The following is a 16,729-nucleotide window of genomic DNA, read 5'->3' on the forward strand; positions in this document are numbered from 1 at the left end:
ACCTTGCGGCGTGAAGGTTATCCGAGCCGCTGACGCACGACTTCAAACAAGCAAATGCCGGTCGCCACCGAGACGTTCAGGCTCGACACGCTGCCCGCCATCGGGATGGAAATCAGGGTATCGCAGCCTTCACGACTGAGGCGTCTCAGCCCCTTGCCTTCGGCGCCCATGGCAATGGCCAGCGGCCCCTTGAGATTAGCTTCATACAGGGTCGAGTCTGCTTCACCGGCAGTACCGGCAATCCACACGCCGCGCTCCTGAATTCGCTTCATGGTGCGCGCAAGGTTAGTCACCTGAAACAGGGGGACGGTTTCCGCCGCGCCGCAGGCCACTTTGCTCACAGTCGGTGTCAGCCCGGCGGAGTTATCCTTGGGCACTATCACCCCGTGCACACCAGCGGCATCGGCGTTACGCAGACAAGCGCCCAGGTTGTGAGGGTCTGTCACCCCATCAAGGATCAACAAAAACGGGGTTTCGGTGGCATCGAGCAAGGCTTCAAGATCGTTTTCGGTCAACACCTTGGCCGGACGCACCCGAATGATAATCCCTTGATGCTGTGTGCTTTCGGCTTTTTCATCCAGGGTTTTACGTGCTGCCTGCTGAGCTTTAATGCCCCAGTTTTGGGCGATTTCCAAGAGTGGCAGCACCCGTTCGTCCTGGCGACCTGTCATCAACCACAGCTCCAGCACACGCTCGGGGGCGTGCTTCAGCACAGACTCGACCGCATGAATGCCAAACACCAATTCCTGTTTTTTCATTTATTTCTTTCTCTTAACTCGTTTGGCGGCCTTGGGCTGGGCTTCTGCCGCCTTTTTGGATTTCTTACCGTCTTTGGCCTTGGCATCTCTTTTTTTGGTCTCTGAGCCACCCAATTTGCCACCGGCCAACTGGCTACGCACGCTGCCGCCTTTACCCGCCTTGCCGTTACCTGTACGGGCACCTTCAAGATTGGCTCTGTCCCGGGCGGTCATCGGCTTCTTGCCGGCCTTTTTGCGGCCTGGTCGCTCACCTTCCATCTGCAAATCAATCTGTCTATCGTCCAGATTGACCGAGGCAACTTTCACCGCAACAGGATCGCCTATCTGATATATCTGACCGGAGTTTTCACCAATCAGACGCTGACGCTGTGGATCGTACTGGAAGTAATCGCTGCCCAGACTGGAGATGTGCACCAGACCATCGATAAAGAGCTCATCCAGACGCACAAACAGACCGAAACTGGTCACAGAGGCAATCACGCCACTGAAGCTGTCACCCACGTGGTCCTGCATAAACTCGCACTTAAGCCAGTCGGATACATCCCGGGTCGCTTCATCGGCGCGGCGCTCGGTATTGGAGCACTCTTCACCGAGGAGATCCAGCTCCTCAATCTGATAGTGATAGCCACCGTCGGCGGTCCACTTCTCACTGGCTTCACCCTGCTCTTTGGCGAGCAGATAACGGATAACCCTGTGCAGCACCAAGTCGGGATAGCGGCGGATGGGCGAGGTAAAGTGGCTGTAGGCTTCCAGCGCCAGACCAAAGTGACCTTCGTTATCCGGGGTGTAAACGGCCTGACGCATGGAGCGCAGCAGCATCACCTGGATCAGTTCGGCGTCAGGCCTGCCTTCGACCTGTGCCATCAGCGCCTGATAATCGGCTGGCTCGGGCTCGAGGCCACCGGTCATGAACAAACCGCGCTCGGCGAGGAAGTCTTTAAATTGCGTCAGTTTTTGCTCAGACGGCTTCTCGTGCACCCGGTAAAGCACATGTCCTTTGTGTTTAATCACAAACTTGGCGGCCGCCACGTTGGCCAAAATCATACACTCTTCAATGATCTTGTGGGCCTGATTGCGGGCGCGGGGCACTATGCGGTCAATCTTGCGCTGCTCATTGAAAATAAACTGGGTTTCCAGAGTCTCAAAGGCAATAGCGCCGCGGCTTGCTCGCTGCTCATCCAGACACAGATACAGCTCCTGCAACACCTGAAGATGCGGAAACAAGGCTTTGTGCTCGTCCTTCACCTCGCCGCCTTCCAGCATGGCCGCCACCTGGGTATAGGTGAAGCGGGCATGGGAGTGCATCACCGCCGGATAGAACTTGTAACCCGACAGCCCCCCCTTGGCGGAGATGGTCATCTCAGCCACCATACAGAGGCGATCAACACCCGGATTCAATGAGCACAAGCCGTTGGAGAGCTTCTCCGGCAGCATGGGGATCACCTGAGACGGGAAGTACACCGAGTTACCCCGGGCGCGTGCTTCTTTATCCAGTGCCGAATCGGTGCGCACATAATGGCTCACATCGGCGATGGCAACCCACAGGCGCCAGCCGCCACCACGCTTACGCTCGGCATACACGGCATCGTCAAAATCGCGGGCATCTTCACCGTCGATGGTTACCAGCGGCAGTTGACGCAGATCGACCCTGCCTTCCTTGTCTTCATCGGTCACATAGTCCGGAATGCGGCGCAGTTTCTTGTCAATCACCGCTGACCATTGGTGTGGCAGGTCGTAATTGCGAAGGGCAATTTCAATTTCCATCCCAGGTGCCATCTGCTTACCCAGAACTTCGGTCACCTTGCCACCGGCACGCACATAGCGCCCTGGACGGCGGGTGAGTTCAATCACCACCACATCGCCATGACGGGCGCCATTTTTATCTTCGTTGGCAATCAGGATCTCATGGGGGATACGCTTATCATCGGCCACCACAAAGGCCATACCGGCATCAACATAGAAGCGACCCACCAGGGCAGCACTGCGCTCTGACAAGAGCCTGACGATGCGGGCATCGCGGCGACCACGGCGGTCGACGCCGGCTTTTTGCGCCAGCACCTTATCGCCATGGAAGTAGAGCTGCATATCGCGCTCGTTGATAAAGAGGTCGTCGCCGCCGTTATCGGGGCGGAAGAAGCCAAATCCATCCTTGTGGCCAAGGACAGTACCACTCATCAAGTCCATGCGTTCGGGCAGGCCGTAACATTGACCACGGGTAAACACCAGCTCGCCATCACGCTCCATGGCGCGCAGTCGGCGGCGCAGGGCTTCCAGGCGCTCTTCATCATGGATTTTCAGGGCCTCGGCAATACGGTCGCGAGGCTGAGGAGAAGTTTGAGACCTCAAATATTCGAGGATAAATTCCCGGCTGGGGATGGGGTTGTCGTATTTTTCCTGTTCACGCTCAAAATGCGGATCGTTAATCATTCAGTTTCCATTGAGTTCACCCAGGCCCCTGCCTGGGTGTCAGTAATTCCAAAGATGCTCACCCCGGGCTCTGGCCACGGCGCTGGCGGGCATCATAGATTCGAGTTTTTGCAGCAGTCCCCAGGCTTGATCCTTGGTTTTTTGATCATTAAACGCCTCGTTATACAGCCAATGGTAGGCCATCTCGTAGTCTCTGGGACTGCCAAAACCCTCGTTGTAAAGACGCACCAGCATCATGCGCGCCTTTTGGTCGCCGTTGGCGGCGGCGGGGTACAGATATTGTACCGATCTGTGCTTGTTTTTAAGCACATACTTGCCATCTTCATAATAGCGGGCCACTTGCAACATGGCCTCTGTGCTGCCCTGTCCGGCAGCGTCTTTCAGCAGCTGCAGCCCACGGGGTACATCCTTTTTGATGCATACTCCATGGATAAACATCTCGCCCCATAAAAATTGATAGAGGGGCTGCTTGAGTACCTCGGCATGGGCTTCGATGTCCTGCACCAGTTGGCAGTCGTCCTGTTTTACCCGTACCAAATGCTGTTCACTGCGAATGAGTGACAACAGTTGCTCCTGAGTGTAGACATCTACGGCCTCGGTGGCCATCAGAGCCGGTGAAACTATCATTAACAAGACTGAGGAAAGGCGCAACATAAGGAAATCCCGAGGACTGGCGAATAACCAATTTATCGGCAGTATAACTCAAATCTTGAGCCTGTCCCCTTAAGAGACAGACATAAAAAAGGCCGCTAATCGCGGCCTCTTACTACATCAGTTAAACGGACTGACCCGGATAAAGGTCTCGTTTCTGTCCGGACCGGTAGAGATGATGTCGATTGGTGTCTCTAAAATCTCTTCGATACGTTTGATGTAATTAACGGCCGCCTGTGGCAGCTGATCCATGGAAGTCACACCGAAGGTGTTCTCGCTCCAACCTGGCAGGGTTTCATAAACTGGGGTCACCAGCTCATAACCTTCAGCTGCAAGAGGAGTCACCGTGGTTACAGTGCCATCTGGCTGCTGATAACCCACACAGATCTTCACTTCTTTCAGGCCGTCCAGTACGTCCAACTTGGTCAGACAGATACCGGTCAGACTGTTGATCTGGATAGCACGCTTCATGGCAACGGCATCGAGCCAACCTGGACGACGCTTACGGCCAGTGGTGGCACCAAACTCGTGGCCCTTGGTACCCAGATGGTCACCAATTTCACACTCGAGTTCAGTTGGGAAAGGACCGGCACCCACGCGAGTGGTGTAGGCCTTCATGATACCCAGCACATAGTCCAGATGACATGGACCAAAACCGCTTCCGGTTGCAACGCCGCCGGCAGTGGTGTTTGACGAAGTCACAAACGGATAAGTACCGTGGTCGATGTCCAGCAGTGTACCCTGAGCGCCTTCGAACAGAATGTTTTCACCGGCTTTGCGGGCCTGATCCAGCAATTCGGTCACGTCAACACACATGGACTTGAGGTAATCAGCCAGTGCCAGTGCATCGTCGAGGGTTGTCTGGTAGTCAACGGCTTCGGCGCCATAGTACTCAGTCAGCATGAAGTTGTGATACTTCATCACTTCTTTGAGTTTCTCAGCGAAGAGCTCAGCATTGAACAGATCACCCACGCGCAGACCGCGACGTGAAACCTTGTCCTCATAGGCGGGGCCAATACCACGACCAGTGGTACCGATAGCCTTATTGCCACGCGCCTTTTCACGGGCGATATCCACTGCACAGTGGAACGGCAGGATAAGCGGACAAGCTTCGGAGATCAGCAGGCGATCTTCAACGGGTACGCCACGCTCTTTGAGCATGCTGATTTCTTTCATCAGCGCGTCTGGAGCCAGCACAACACCGTTACCGATAATGCACTTCACATTATCGCGCAGGATGCCTGAGGGGATCAGATGGAGAACGGTTTTAACACCATCGATTACCAGAGTGTGACCAGCGTTGTGGCCGCCCTGATAACGAACTACGTATTTTGCCTGTTCAGTGAGAAGGTCGACAATCTTACCTTTTCCCTCGTCACCCCATTGGGTGCCGAGAACAACTACGTTTTTGCCCATTGTTTGCTGCAAGGTTGCGGTTAAAGCAGAATTTTAGCAGATTTCAGGGGGGGATGGGCAAGGGATTTATGAAAAAATAATCAATTGTTCCTTGAGACCTTGGTGTTTTGATAACAACCTTGGCCATTCAACACATTGATAAGCAAGAATTATTCTCTGTTCGACACGTTCACATTCTGCGTTATCACAGTCTTCCTAAATTCTGGCTGGCACGACCGCGTTTTTACATTCCCGTTACTTTAATTTGGTCAAAAACAGCCATTTCTACTGGATTTAACTGACGTAAATAACCGACAGATAATAAAAAACCCGGCCAAAGCCGGGTTTTTTGCAGACTCGAAGCGAAAATTAACGCTTGGAGAACTGTGGTCTACGACGTGCTTTGCGCAGACCCACTTTCTTACGCTCAACCTGACGGGCATCACGGGTAACGAAACCAGCGGCACGCAGAGTAGGACGCAGAGACTCGTCCAGCTCCATCAGAGCGCGGGTGATACCGTGACGGATGGCACCGGCTTGGCCAGTGATACCACCGCCCTTAACAGTCACATAGATGTCCAGCTTTTCAGTCATTTCAACCAGCTCGAGTGGCTGACGAACAACCATACGAGCAGTCTCACGACCGAAGTAAACATCCAGAGGACGCTTGTTAACGATGATGTTACCGCTGCCTACTTTAGCGAATACGCGAGCGGTAGAAGTTTTGCGACGGCCAGTGCCGTAGTACTGAGTAGCAGCCATTTACTTAATCCCGTTTAGATATCAAGAACTTGAGGTTGTTGTGCAGCGTGGTTGTGCTCGGCGCCAGCGTATACTTTCAGCTTGCGGAACATAGCACGACCCAGCGGGCCTTTTGGCAACATACCCTTGACTGCTTTCTCGATGATCATTTCTGGCTTGTGAGCCTGCAGCTTTTCAAAGTTGATTTCTTTGATGCCGCCTGGGAAACCAGAGTGAGAGTAGTACATCTTGCCTGCAGCTTTGTTGCCAGTCACGGTCACTTTCTCAGCATTGATAACGATGATGTAGTCACCGGTGTCAACGTGAGGAGTGTACTCAGGCTTGTGCTTACCGCGCAGACGGCTAGCAATTTCAGTAGCGATGCGACCCAGAGTCTTACCTTCGGCGTCAACAACGTACCAGTCACGAGATACAGTTTCTGGCTTGGCAGTAAAAGTCTTCATTATTACAAAAACCCAAAGTTAAATTCTGTCACACATATTATCCGAACCCCGGATAACACATTTGCCTTTTCCAGTACCCCTTCGAGTAGGGAAATCGGCTTTGATTTCCGCCTCTTCGGCGGAGGTAACGTGGGCAGGTCGCGAATTATATCCAAGGCTGGGTTAAAAATCACCTGCTTTTTCAAATCAAAATCAAAAAAGATCGCGAGGATCCGGCGCTTGGCGCTTTACGAAGGTAGGATCGGGCAAGTCGTCTGCACCCCCATCGCTCGCTTTTCTTTTCTAGGGCAGGTGCTCCAGCGCCAGGTAGTCATGTGACTGCATTTCAATTAAGCGGGAACGGCAGCGGCGGAATTCGAAACTGAGAAGACCTTCGCTGTAAATATCTTCCAGGGCAACCTCAGCAGAAATAATCAGCTTCACGTGGCGCTCGTAAAACTCATCCACCAACGCCAGGAACCGGCGGGCAATATCATCTCCGGTTTCCCGGGCACCCATCTGCTCGACGCCCGACAGCAAGACAGTGTGATAAAGCCTTGCCAGTTCCATATAGTCACGCTGACTGCGTGGCCCATCACACAGGGCACGGAAGTCGGCCAGCAGCACGCCCTGAGCTTGCTTGCGAATGCTCAGCTGGCGACCTTCAACTTCAATGGGAGCTGTCTGTACTTCAGACTCCGGCGTCAGTTGGTCGAAATACTTAAGCAGGTTGGTCTCAGCCTGGGCATCCAGGGGAAAGTGGTAAATCTCGGCCTGCTCCAGCGTGCGCAGGCGATAGTCGATGCCTGAGTCCACATTCAGTACGGCGCAGTGGCGGTTGATCAGTGCTATCGCCGGCAAAAAGCGCGCACGCTGCAGCCCGTTGCGATACAGGTCATCGGGGATGATATTGGAGGTGGCAACCAGTACTACGCCTTCATCAAACAGGGCTTCAAACAGGGTGCCAAGCAACATGGCGTCGGTAATATCCGAGACGAAAAACTCATCAAAACAAATCACCCGAACCTTGGCAGCCATCTCTTTGGCAATCACCACTAAAGGATCGCGCGTGCCCTTGAGGCGATCGAGATCCAGATGCACCTGATGCATAAAACGGTGGAAGTGTGCCCTGAGCTTGGCATCAAAGGGCAAGGCTTCGTAAAAGGTGTCCATCAGGTAGGTTTTACCACGGCCAACACCGCCCCACAGATAGAGCCCTCTGACATAGGGCTTTTTACCGAATCCCAATTTACTGCCAAGGCGGCCAAAGAGTCCCGCTGCCGGCGCACTGGCAATGAGCTCTTCGTACACCTTTTGCAACGCCTTTACCGCCAGCTCCTGGGCGGGGTCATGGGAAAAGCCTTCTTTTAACAAGTCCTGTTGATAATGCTGCCAGGGGGTCAGTTGAGACACTTGAATTATTCTCTGGGGGACATATATGAAATTGGGTGAATGTTAACATGCCGGGGCGACCAAGGTAATAGCCGAAGCACCCGACAAAAGTCGCCTGAATGCTCCTTCGAAAGAGCAGATGAAAGGCGTATTAACCTTTGTTAATCGTAACGAACTTTGTTGTTACACACGGGTCGGAAGGGTTATACAAGTGCCAAGCCTGTCACTTTGAAACCGATCCCCGAATTGGAGCAATGACTAAGATGAAAGCAAAACTCTCCCTCGTATCCGCCGCTATTTTAGGTGCGACCCTGACCCTCGGCACCCTACCCGCTTATGCTTCTTTGCCGGTAGCCGTTGACGGGCAGCAGCTGCCAAGCCTTGCGCCCATGTTGGAAAAAACCACGCCGGCCGTGGTGTCGGTTGCCGTATCGGGTACCCATGTCTCCAAGCAGCGCGTCCCCGATGTATTCCGCTATTTCTTCGGTCCCAATGCCCCCCAGGAGCAGGTACGTGAGCGTCCGTTTCGTGGCCTGGGCTCGGGCGTGATTATCGATGCAGACAAGGGTTATATCGTCACCAATAACCACGTAATTGATGGCGCCGACACCATACAGATTGGTTTGCTCGATGGCCGCGAATTTGAAGCCAAGCTGATTGGCAGCGACAGTGAATCCGATATCGCGTTGCTTCAAATCAAGGCCGACAAACTGACGGAGATTAAGTCGGCCGACTCAGATGCCATCCACGTGGGTGACTTCGCCGTGGCCATCGGTAACCCCTTTGGTCTGGGCCAAACCGTGACCTCCGGCATAGTATCGGCCCTGGGCCGCAGTGGTCTGGGTATCGAAATGCTGGAGAACTTTATCCAAACCGACGCCGCCATCAACAGCGGTAACTCAGGCGGCGCACTAGTGAACCTGCGAGGTGAATTGATTGGTATCAACACCGCCATTGTTGCACCCGGCGGCGGTAACGTGGGCATTGGTTTTGCCATTCCCGCCAACATGATGCACTCACTGGTGGATCAGATTATCGAACATGGTGAAGTGCGCCGCGGTGTGCTCGGCATCTCTGGCCGTGAGCTCGACAGTAAACTGGCCGAAGGCTTTGGTCTGGACTCCCAGCACGGCGCCTTTGTGAATGAAGTCATGCCGGACAGCGCCGCCGACGATGCAGGCATCAAGGCCGGTGACATTATCATCAGCGTGGATGGTCGCAAGATTAAGAGCTTCCAGGAACTGCGCGCCAAAATAGGCACGCTGGGCGCCGGTGCCAAGGTAGAGCTCGGCATTATTCGCGACGGCAAAAACAAGGCAGTGAAGGTCACTCTGGGTGAAGCGTCCAATCAAACGGCGTCTGCTGATGAGTTGCACCCTCAGCTGGCCGGTGCGAATCTCGAAAGCACCTCCAAAGGGGTGGAAATCATGGAAGTACAGGAAGGCTCCCCCGCCGCCCTGAGCGGCCTTCGCAAGGGTGACATCATTGTGGGCGTCAATCGCACCGCTGTGAAAGACTTAAAAGAGCTCAGAGAACAGCTGAAAGAGCAGGATGGCGCTGCTGCCCTGAAAGTGCTGCGCGGAAAGAGCATCCGTTACCTCGTGTTGAGATAAGCCACGTCCCCGGTCATAAGCCCAGCCTCCCGCTGGGCTTATTGTTTTGAAACGTGATAATCTAGTTCAACTTTTTTACAATTCGAATCACCCCAATGAAAAGCGCTTTACTCTATTTAGGCAAAGCCGTGCTCTTTGGCTTAGTGATGGCCGTCGTGTTTCTTCTCGCGCAAAACTACCTGGGTAACGATCATGGCAACCTGTTCCGGGATCGTGGCAACGGTGGCAGCGAACTTTCCTTTGCCAAGGCCGTCAGACGTGCTGCACCCGCGGTCGCCAACATATACAACATCAGCATAGATCAACGCCAACCGCTCAACAGTGGCGCACTCCAGGGGCTGGGCTCAGGGGTGATCATCAGCAAGGAAGGCTACATCCTCACCAACTACCACGTTATCAAGAAGGCAGATGAAATTGTCATCGCCCTGCAGGATGGTCGTCGTTTCAGCGCCGAAGTGGTTGGGTCGGATCCGGAAACCGACTTGAGCGTACTCAAGATTGAAGGGGACAAATTGCCTGTGGTGCCACTTAACCTCACCACCCCACCCCAGGTGGGTGACGTGGTGCTGGCCATCGGCAATCCCTATAACCTGGGTCAAACCATTACCCAGGGCATCATCAGTGCCACAGGCCGTAACGGTTTGAGTTCCGGTTATCAGGACTTTCTGCAGACCGATGCGGCCATTAACGCGGGCAACTCGGGTGGTGCCCTGATTGATACCAATGGCGATGTGATAGGTATCAATACTGCCGCCTACCAAATAGGTGGTGAAGGCGGTGGTCACGGCATCAGCTTTGCAATTCCCATCCGCCTCGCCTACTCCATCATGGGCAAACTCATCGAACACGGCCGGGTGATACGTGGCGCCCTGGGGATTTCCGGTGAGGCGCTGACGCCCTTTATGGCACAGGTGCTGAAAATGCAGGAAGTGCGCGGCGTACTGGTAACGGGTGTCGATCGCAATGGCCCGGCAGCCAATGCCCAAATGCAACCGAGGGATGTGATTATCGAGTATGGTGGTGAAAGTGTGGTTAGTGCTGAAATGCTGATGGACCGCATTGCCGAAACCAAACCCGGCACTGAGGTGGAGATGACCATCATTCGCCAGGGCAAGGCTTACACCTTACCCGTGATTATCGGCGAGAAGGCGACCGAGTATAACTAACCGCAGGATAGTAGACCTCAGACAGAAATCCCGGCCAGTGGCCGGGATTTTTTATCTTATCAATACGTGAGCACAATACACGGACATTACCACGCCAACTTGGATGCTCTGCCGGAGCTCAAGGCTCCTTTGACGGGCTGGCAACATCCACCAGCCTGACCCAGAAAGCCATTTCCAGGCACACTCCCAGTGCTACCAATACCATGGATGGCAGCGTGGCACCGGCGAGATAGCTCAGCAGCGCCGCAACCAATAAGAGTGCCGGTACCGCCCACCTTGCGATTTTCATCATTTCCCTGACTCCGACAAAAAACAAATATGCAACCATCCTATAACAAAAAAACCGCCGGTCAAGGCGGTTTTCATTGCTTAAAGATGAAGCTTACTTCACCCGAACGACCTTGCCACCCAAGCCTTCGAACTTGGTCTCAATGTGCTCGTAGCCACGGTCCAGGTGATAGATACGGTCTACCAGTGTAGTACCATCAGCCATTAAACCTGCAATCACCAAGCTTGCAGAGGCACGCAAATCAGTAGCCATGACCTGGGCACCACTCAAGCGCTCAACACCGTGTACTATGCAGGTGTGACCTTCCAGGTCCATGTTGGCGCCCATACGCATCAGCTCAGGCACGTGCATAAAGCGGTTTTCGAAGATGGTCTCTGTGATAGTGCCAGTACCTTCGGCCAGGCAGTTGAGTACACAAAACTGCGCCTGCATGTCGGTAGGAAACGCTGGATAAGGTGCGGTTTTAATGTTGACCGCTTTGGGGCGTTTACCATGCATGTCCAGCTCAATCCAATCATCGCCGGTGTTGATGTCGGCGCCGGCATCTTCGAGCTTGGCGAGCACTGACTCCAGAGAAGATGGGTCAGCATTTTCGCAGCGGATGCGACCACGGGTCACTGCGGCGGCCACCAGGAAGGTACCGGTTTCGATACGATCGGGCATCACACGGTAATCACATCCATTCAAACGCTCAACACCGGTGATTTTCAGCGTGGCGGTGCCGATACCACTGATTTGAGCGCCCATGGCCACCAGACAGTTGGCAAGGTCGATAACCTCAGGCTCACGAGCCGCGTTTTCAATCACGGTCACGCCATCAGCCAGGGCTGCAGCCATCAGTAGGTTTTCGGTAGCGCCCACGCTCACCATATCCATAAAGATATGGGCGCCCTTGAGACGACCGTCTACCCGTGCCTTGATATAACCCTCTTTGACCTCGATTTTGGCACCCATCTGTTCCAGACCATGCAGATGCAAGTTCACCGGACGGGCACCAATGGCGCAGCCACCTGGTAGAGACACATCGGCAGTACCGAAGCGGGCAAGCAGTGGGCCCAAAATCAAAATTGAAGCGCGCATGGTTTTCACCAACTCGTAGGGCGCAACGAAATGATCGATACGCGACGAGTCAATGGTAATGCGATCGCCATCCTGAGTGACTTCAGCCCCCAGGCAACGCAGCAGCTTACAGCTGGTATCCACGTCGCGCAGGCTTGGCACATTGGTCAAAACAAATGCGGACTCGGCCAGTACCCCTGCCATCAAAATGGGCAGCGCGGCATTTTTGGCACCGGAAATAACCACAGTTCCGGCAAGAGGACCGCCAGACTGAATAGAAAGCTTATCCACGATATCTCTCTTGCTTAGAGCGGCATGTTGAAGATTTTTTCACGCTTCCATTGGGTTGGCGTGAAGGTTTTGATGCTGAGTGCATGCAGGGCACCGCTGGTGATTTGATCCATCAGGGGAGCGTAAATAGCCTGCTGCTGTTTGATTCGGCTCATGCCGTCAAAACACTCACCTACCGCCACGACCTGATAGTGGCTGCCATCGGAAGTCACATGCACTTCCTCAAGACCCAAAGCCTGGGTCAAAATCTCTTCAATCTGTTTGCAATCCATGAATGAACTGAACCTTAGTTGCGCTAGGCTTCTTCCACGAAGAAGGCTTCTAAATCATAAAGGGCGATGAGTTTACCAAGCTGAGACGATGGAGACATCAGGGTAATACTCTGGCCACGGCTATGGGCACGTTGCCATAATTCCAGCAAAAATGCGACACCGGCACTGTCACTGTAGGACAATTGCCGCAAATCCAAACAGGATGTGTCCGCTGGCACTAAAGTGGCGACCTCCGGCCACAGCTGTTTGACGACGGCCGCATCCAAACGACCGGCCACCGCCAGCATGTTCCCTTGCTGGGTCAGGGTAATCAATTGGCTGCCGCCTTGGTGCCCTTGGACACAGATGTGGCTGCCTTTTCGTTAAGCATCACTATCACCTGCTCTATGCCTTTTTGGCGAATAAGCCCGGTGATTTCTGACTGTTTGGACTGCAACAGGCTCACCCCTTCGGCCACCAGGTCGAAGGCTTTCCAGCTGTCGTCTTTGAGGCGACGGGCCTTGAACAGCAGCTTGATGGGCGGACGGCCCGACTCAATGATGCGCACATTCACGTCCACAATCTTCTCGTCTTTGAAGTCCACTGCCGGAGCATATTCCACCGTTTGATTGGTGTATTCGGTAAACGCCTGGGCGTAAGTCGTCACCAGATAACCTTCGAAGGCCTCAACAAAGCGGCTGCGCTCATCTTCGGTGGTCTCTTTAATATACTGCCCCAGTACCTTGTAAGATGCATATTTGGTATCCACATAAGGCATCAGTTCTTCTCGCACTATCACCTTGAGATGATTGGCATCGGCATCGATTTTGGCCTTGTCGGCATGGAAACGTTTGAAGGTTTTGTCAGCCACCACCTGGATCATGTCGTAGGGGTTTTTGTTGTCCACGACTTCTGCCTGCACCTGAATACAGAAGAGGCTGACAATTAACGTGAGTACTGCTCTAAACATCGTGATTCTCCCGATTAATCCTTGGAACCCATGCTGTAAAGGAACTGGCCTATCAGATCTTCCAGAACCAGTGCCGATTTGGTGTCGGCAATACGGTCACCGTCTTTCAACATGGCAATATCGTCATCCACAAACCCGGGGGTTAATCCCAGGAATTGTTCACCCAGCAAGCCGGAGGTGAGGATAGATAAGCTGCTGGTTTCCGGAAAATTGCGATAGCGGCCGTCCATTGACAGGCTGACCACGGCAACCAGCCGCTCGGGGTCGAGTTCAATCTTACTGACCCGTCCCACTACCACACCACCAACTTTCACCGGTGAGCGCACCTTCAGACCGCCCACATTGGCAAATCTGGCATAGAGGGTGTAGCTGCTATTCCCCGCCTGCACCTCAACATTGGCCACCTTAAAGACCAACACCAAAAAGGCGGCGATGCCCGCAAGCAGGAACAGACCAACCCAAATCTCAACTTTCCGTGACAACATGCTAAAGTTTCACTCCTTGCAGCAAGCTGAACGCCTGGCATTAGCCAAACATGAGGGCGGTCAGCAAAAAATCCAATGCCAATACGGCAAGACTCGATTGCACCACAGTAGACGTAGTGGCCTTACTGATCCCTTCCGGGTTCGGCACCACTTCATAACCGCGGTAAAGGGCAATCCAGGTCACCACCACGGCAAACACCAGGCTTTTAATCAAACAGTTTACTATGTCCTGACGCCACTCAACCGATGCCTGCAAAATCGACCAGAAGGCACCATTGTCGATGCCTTTCCACTCCACACCCACGATATGACCGCCCCAAATACCCACAGCGGTAAACATCAGCGCCAAAAGCGGCATGCTGATCACACCGGCCCAGAATCGGGGCGCGATAATTTGCCGCAGTGGGTCAACAGCCATCATTTCGAGGCTTGAGAGCTGCTCAGTGCTTTTCATCAGGCCAATCTCAGCGGTCAGCGCCGACCCCGCCCGTCCGGCAAACAGCAGTGCTGTGACCACAGGCCCCAGCTCCCGCAGCAAACTGAGCGCGACCATGGGGCCCAGACTTTCTTCGGTGCCAAAATCCACCAGAATGGTGTACCCCTGCAGCGCCAGCACCATGCCAATAAAGAGGCCTGATACCAGAATAATGATCAGCGACTGCACACCAACCACATAAAGCTGCTTAATCAACAGCGGAAAACCTTTTCGGGGTTTGGGGACGGAAAAGATGGCGCCCCACAACATCACGCCCGCCCGGCCCATGCCGGCCACCTGATTTATGGCGCCACGCCCCAGGCGTGCAACTGCGTCAATTAACGCCACCGGCTAACTCCTTCATATAATCGTTGGCAGGATAATGAAAAGGCACAGGGCCATCGGGCTCGCCACCGATAAACTGCCGCAATCTGGGGTCATGGGATGCCTTGAGCTCTGCCGGAGTGCCCTGGGCGATAATGCGCTTTTCGGCAATCACATAGACATAGTCAGCAATGCCCAGCACCTCCCCTACGTCGTGGGACACCACTACAGAGGTCAGATTCAGGGCATCGGACAGCTCACGGATAAGCTTAACCAGCACCCCCATGGAAATGGGATCCTGGCCGGCAAAGGGTTCATCGTACATCACCATTTCCGGCTCGAGGGCAATGGCCCTTGCCAAGGCAACCCTGCGCTGCATACCGCCCGAGAGTTCGCTTGGCATTAACATGGCCGCGCCCCTGAGGCCCACGGCTTCGAGTTTCATCAGCACGATACGGCGAATAATGGCTTCATCCAGCCCTGAGTGTTCCCGCAGGGCGAAGGCGATGTTGTCGAACACATTCATGTCGGTAAAGAGGGCGCCACTTTGGAACAACATGCTCATACGTTTACGCAGCTCAAAGAGTTCACTTCGGCTGATATCGTGAATATTCACGCCGTCAAACAAGACCTCACCGTGATCCGGCACCAATTGCCCGGCCATCAGCTTCAACAGGGTAGTTTTGCCAATGCCGCTGGGGCCCATGATGGCAGTCACCTTACCCTTGGGAATAGACAGGCTGATATCTTCATAGATGACACGTTCGCCGCGGCTGAAACCCAAATTGCGGATTTCGACCAATACGTCGGACTCATGATTCATTGTGGATCCCTGCGCTTGAGATGAAGTGACATTCGGCCATCCTGGCACCAGTTTGAAGAGGGCAAATTGTACGGAATTGCCGGGATTGGGACAACCGCTTACACACTTCCCGCCCCTGATACTTTTAATTTGCCCGATTTCCAGCGAAAATGCGCCTTGGTATTCATGGATTTTGTCAATAAATGTTACTCAACATCTTAATGCTTGTTGCGGGTCTGGCGGTTTTGGTATGGAGCGCCGACAAATTTGTTTACGGCGCCGCGGCCTTCGCCCGAAATCTGGGCCTGCCCCCTATGCTCATTGGTCTGACGATTGTTGCCATGGGCAGTTCCGCCCCTGAAATGTTTGTGGCCGCCACCGCCTCTATGGATGGCATGCGCGATACCGCGGTGGGCAACGTTTTGGGCTCCAACGTCGCCAACATCACCCTGATTTTGGGCTTAACTGCCATGATTGGCGCCATTGCCGTCAGCTCACAAACCCTCAAGCGGGAAATTCCCATGATGCTGGCTGCCACGGCGCTGGCAGGTTATTTCCTCCATGATGGTATGCTCACCCGCACCGAGGGTTGGGTACTCATTGGCGCTTTTTTACTGCTGATGCTGTATCTCATCTGGCACGCCCTGACCAACAAGGACCCCGACCCCCTGGCGGCTGAAGCCGATGAAGAGATCCCAAAAGATGTCCCCACTTCCAAGGCACTGATTTGGCTGGTTGTGGGCATAATACTTTTGCCGCTGTCTGCAGATTGGATGGTGGATGGCGCCGTAGGCATCGCAAAATACTACGGCCTGTCGGACCTGATTATCGGCCTGACGATTATCGCCGTGGGTACCAGTCTGCCTGAGCTTGCTGCCTGTGTGGCCAGTGCACTGAAAAAAGAAGATGACCTGGCAATAGGCAACATTGTTGGTTCAAACATGTTCAACATCCTGGCTGTTCTCGCGCTGCCCGGCATCATCGCCCCAGGCGTAGTCGATGCCCAGGCCGTCAGCCGCGACCTTTACATGGTAATAGCCACAAGCATAGCGTTGGCGCTCTTTGTGCTTTTAAGCGGCAAAGACCGCGAACTCAAACGCTGGCACGGCGGTTTATTCCTGGTGATATTTATCGGTTATCAGTACGTGCTGTTCCAGGCACACTGACCCTGATCTGTCGGTTTAAACCGGCACAGAC

Annotated in this window: 18 protein-coding genes; 3 read left to right on the forward strand and 15 right to left on the reverse strand. The window is 53.9% G+C overall.

Going from position 1 to position 16,729, the window contains the following annotated elements:
- Nucleotides 1-17: 17 nt before the first annotated feature.
- From rlmB to zapE, 7 genes are all read right to left on the reverse strand, one after another.
- A complete protein-coding gene (rlmB, locus tag K0H79_RS15960; RefSeq protein WP_220065668.1) occupies nucleotides 18-758 on the reverse strand; it encodes a 23S rRNA (guanosine(2251)-2'-O)-methyltransferase RlmB in 741 nt (246 codons plus the stop codon).
- The gene (rnr, locus tag K0H79_RS15965; protein WP_220076468.1) at nucleotides 759-3,185 is read right to left on the reverse strand and encodes a ribonuclease R; all 2,427 of its coding nucleotides are present in this window, start codon (nucleotides 3,183-3,185) and stop codon (nucleotides 759-761) included.
- Nucleotides 3,186-3,224: 39 nt separating this feature from the next.
- Nucleotides 3,225-3,839, reverse strand: coding sequence for a tetratricopeptide repeat protein (locus tag K0H79_RS15970; RefSeq protein ID WP_220065670.1), 615 nt, complete (start codon nucleotides 3,837-3,839; stop codon nucleotides 3,225-3,227).
- A 117-nt stretch (nucleotides 3,840-3,956) separates the two neighbouring features.
- Nucleotides 3,957-5,252, reverse strand: coding sequence for an adenylosuccinate synthase (locus K0H79_RS15975; protein ID WP_220065671.1), 1,296 nt, complete (start codon nucleotides 5,250-5,252; stop codon nucleotides 3,957-3,959).
- Between the two features lie 348 nt (nucleotides 5,253-5,600).
- Complete coding sequence (gene rpsI / locus K0H79_RS15980) at nucleotides 5,601-5,993, reverse strand: 30S ribosomal protein S9 (RefSeq protein WP_011761177.1); 393 nt, start codon at nucleotides 5,991-5,993, stop codon at nucleotides 5,601-5,603.
- Nucleotides 5,994-6,007: 14 nt separating this feature from the next.
- The gene (rplM, locus tag K0H79_RS15985; protein WP_011761178.1) at nucleotides 6,008-6,436 is read right to left on the reverse strand and encodes a 50S ribosomal protein L13; all 429 of its coding nucleotides are present in this window, start codon (nucleotides 6,434-6,436) and stop codon (nucleotides 6,008-6,010) included.
- 282 nt (nucleotides 6,437-6,718) lie between these two features.
- Entirely contained in the window at nucleotides 6,719-7,828 is a 1,110-nt protein-coding gene (gene zapE, locus K0H79_RS15990; RefSeq protein ID WP_220076469.1) for a cell division protein ZapE, read from the reverse strand.
- Nucleotides 7,829-8,070: 242 nt separating this feature from the next.
- On the opposite strand from zapE, the gene K0H79_RS15995 reads away from it, so the two are divergent.
- Together K0H79_RS15995 and degS are read left to right on the forward strand one after the other, a co-directional pair.
- Nucleotides 8,071-9,420: a DegQ family serine endoprotease gene (locus K0H79_RS15995; RefSeq protein ID WP_220076470.1), complete on the forward strand. Its 1,350-nt coding sequence runs from the start codon at nucleotides 8,071-8,073 to the stop codon at nucleotides 9,418-9,420.
- A 95-nt stretch (nucleotides 9,421-9,515) separates the two neighbouring features.
- Entirely contained in the window at nucleotides 9,516-10,586 is a 1,071-nt protein-coding gene (gene degS, locus K0H79_RS16000; RefSeq protein ID WP_220065674.1) for an outer membrane-stress sensor serine endopeptidase DegS, read from the forward strand.
- 118 nt (nucleotides 10,587-10,704) lie between these two features.
- Here the strand turns inward: degS and K0H79_RS16005 are convergent, their stop codons facing one another.
- From K0H79_RS16005 to mlaF, 8 genes are all read right to left on the reverse strand, one after another.
- Nucleotides 10,705-10,878 carry a hypothetical protein gene (locus tag K0H79_RS16005; RefSeq protein WP_220065675.1) on the reverse strand — a complete coding sequence of 58 codons (174 nt, stop codon included), beginning with the start codon at nucleotides 10,876-10,878 and terminating at the stop codon, nucleotides 10,705-10,707.
- A gap of 90 nt (nucleotides 10,879-10,968) precedes the next feature.
- Nucleotides 10,969-12,225 (reverse strand): UDP-N-acetylglucosamine 1-carboxyvinyltransferase, encoded by a 1,257-nt coding sequence (gene murA, locus K0H79_RS16010; RefSeq protein ID WP_220076471.1) that lies wholly within the window; start codon nucleotides 12,223-12,225, stop codon nucleotides 10,969-10,971.
- Between the two features lie 14 nt (nucleotides 12,226-12,239).
- Complete coding sequence (locus K0H79_RS16015) at nucleotides 12,240-12,497, reverse strand: BolA family protein (protein WP_203324984.1); 258 nt, start codon at nucleotides 12,495-12,497, stop codon at nucleotides 12,240-12,242.
- Nucleotides 12,498-12,520: 23 nt separating this feature from the next.
- A complete protein-coding gene (locus K0H79_RS16020; RefSeq protein ID WP_220076472.1) occupies nucleotides 12,521-12,811 on the reverse strand; it encodes a lipid asymmetry maintenance protein MlaB in 291 nt (96 codons plus the stop codon).
- Nucleotides 12,808-13,446: a phospholipid-binding protein MlaC gene (locus K0H79_RS16025; protein WP_220065678.1), complete on the reverse strand. Its 639-nt coding sequence runs from the start codon at nucleotides 13,444-13,446 to the stop codon at nucleotides 12,808-12,810. Before K0H79_RS16025 ends, K0H79_RS16020 begins: the two co-directional genes overlap by 4 nt.
- A 14-nt stretch (nucleotides 13,447-13,460) precedes the next feature.
- Complete coding sequence (gene mlaD, locus K0H79_RS16030) at nucleotides 13,461-13,931, reverse strand: outer membrane lipid asymmetry maintenance protein MlaD (protein WP_011761186.1); 471 nt, start codon at nucleotides 13,929-13,931, stop codon at nucleotides 13,461-13,463.
- A gap of 40 nt (nucleotides 13,932-13,971) precedes the next feature.
- Nucleotides 13,972-14,694: a lipid asymmetry maintenance ABC transporter permease subunit MlaE gene (gene mlaE, locus K0H79_RS16035; protein WP_408733398.1), complete on the reverse strand. Its 723-nt coding sequence runs from the start codon at nucleotides 14,692-14,694 to the stop codon at nucleotides 13,972-13,974.
- Between the two features lie 46 nt (nucleotides 14,695-14,740).
- Nucleotides 14,741-15,553 (reverse strand): phospholipid ABC transporter ATP-binding protein MlaF, encoded by an 813-nt coding sequence (mlaF, locus tag K0H79_RS16040; protein WP_220065680.1) that lies wholly within the window; start codon nucleotides 15,551-15,553, stop codon nucleotides 14,741-14,743.
- Between the two features lie 182 nt (nucleotides 15,554-15,735).
- On the opposite strand from mlaF, the gene K0H79_RS16045 reads away from it, so the two are divergent.
- The gene (locus K0H79_RS16045; protein ID WP_220076473.1) at nucleotides 15,736-16,698 is read left to right on the forward strand and encodes a calcium/sodium antiporter; all 963 of its coding nucleotides are present in this window, start codon (nucleotides 15,736-15,738) and stop codon (nucleotides 16,696-16,698) included.
- Nucleotides 16,699-16,729: the final 31 nt, after the last annotated feature.

This window comes from Shewanella sp. FJAT-52076, assembly GCF_019457455.1.
Taxonomy (GTDB): domain Bacteria; phylum Pseudomonadota; class Gammaproteobacteria; order Enterobacterales; family Shewanellaceae; genus Shewanella; species Shewanella zhangzhouensis.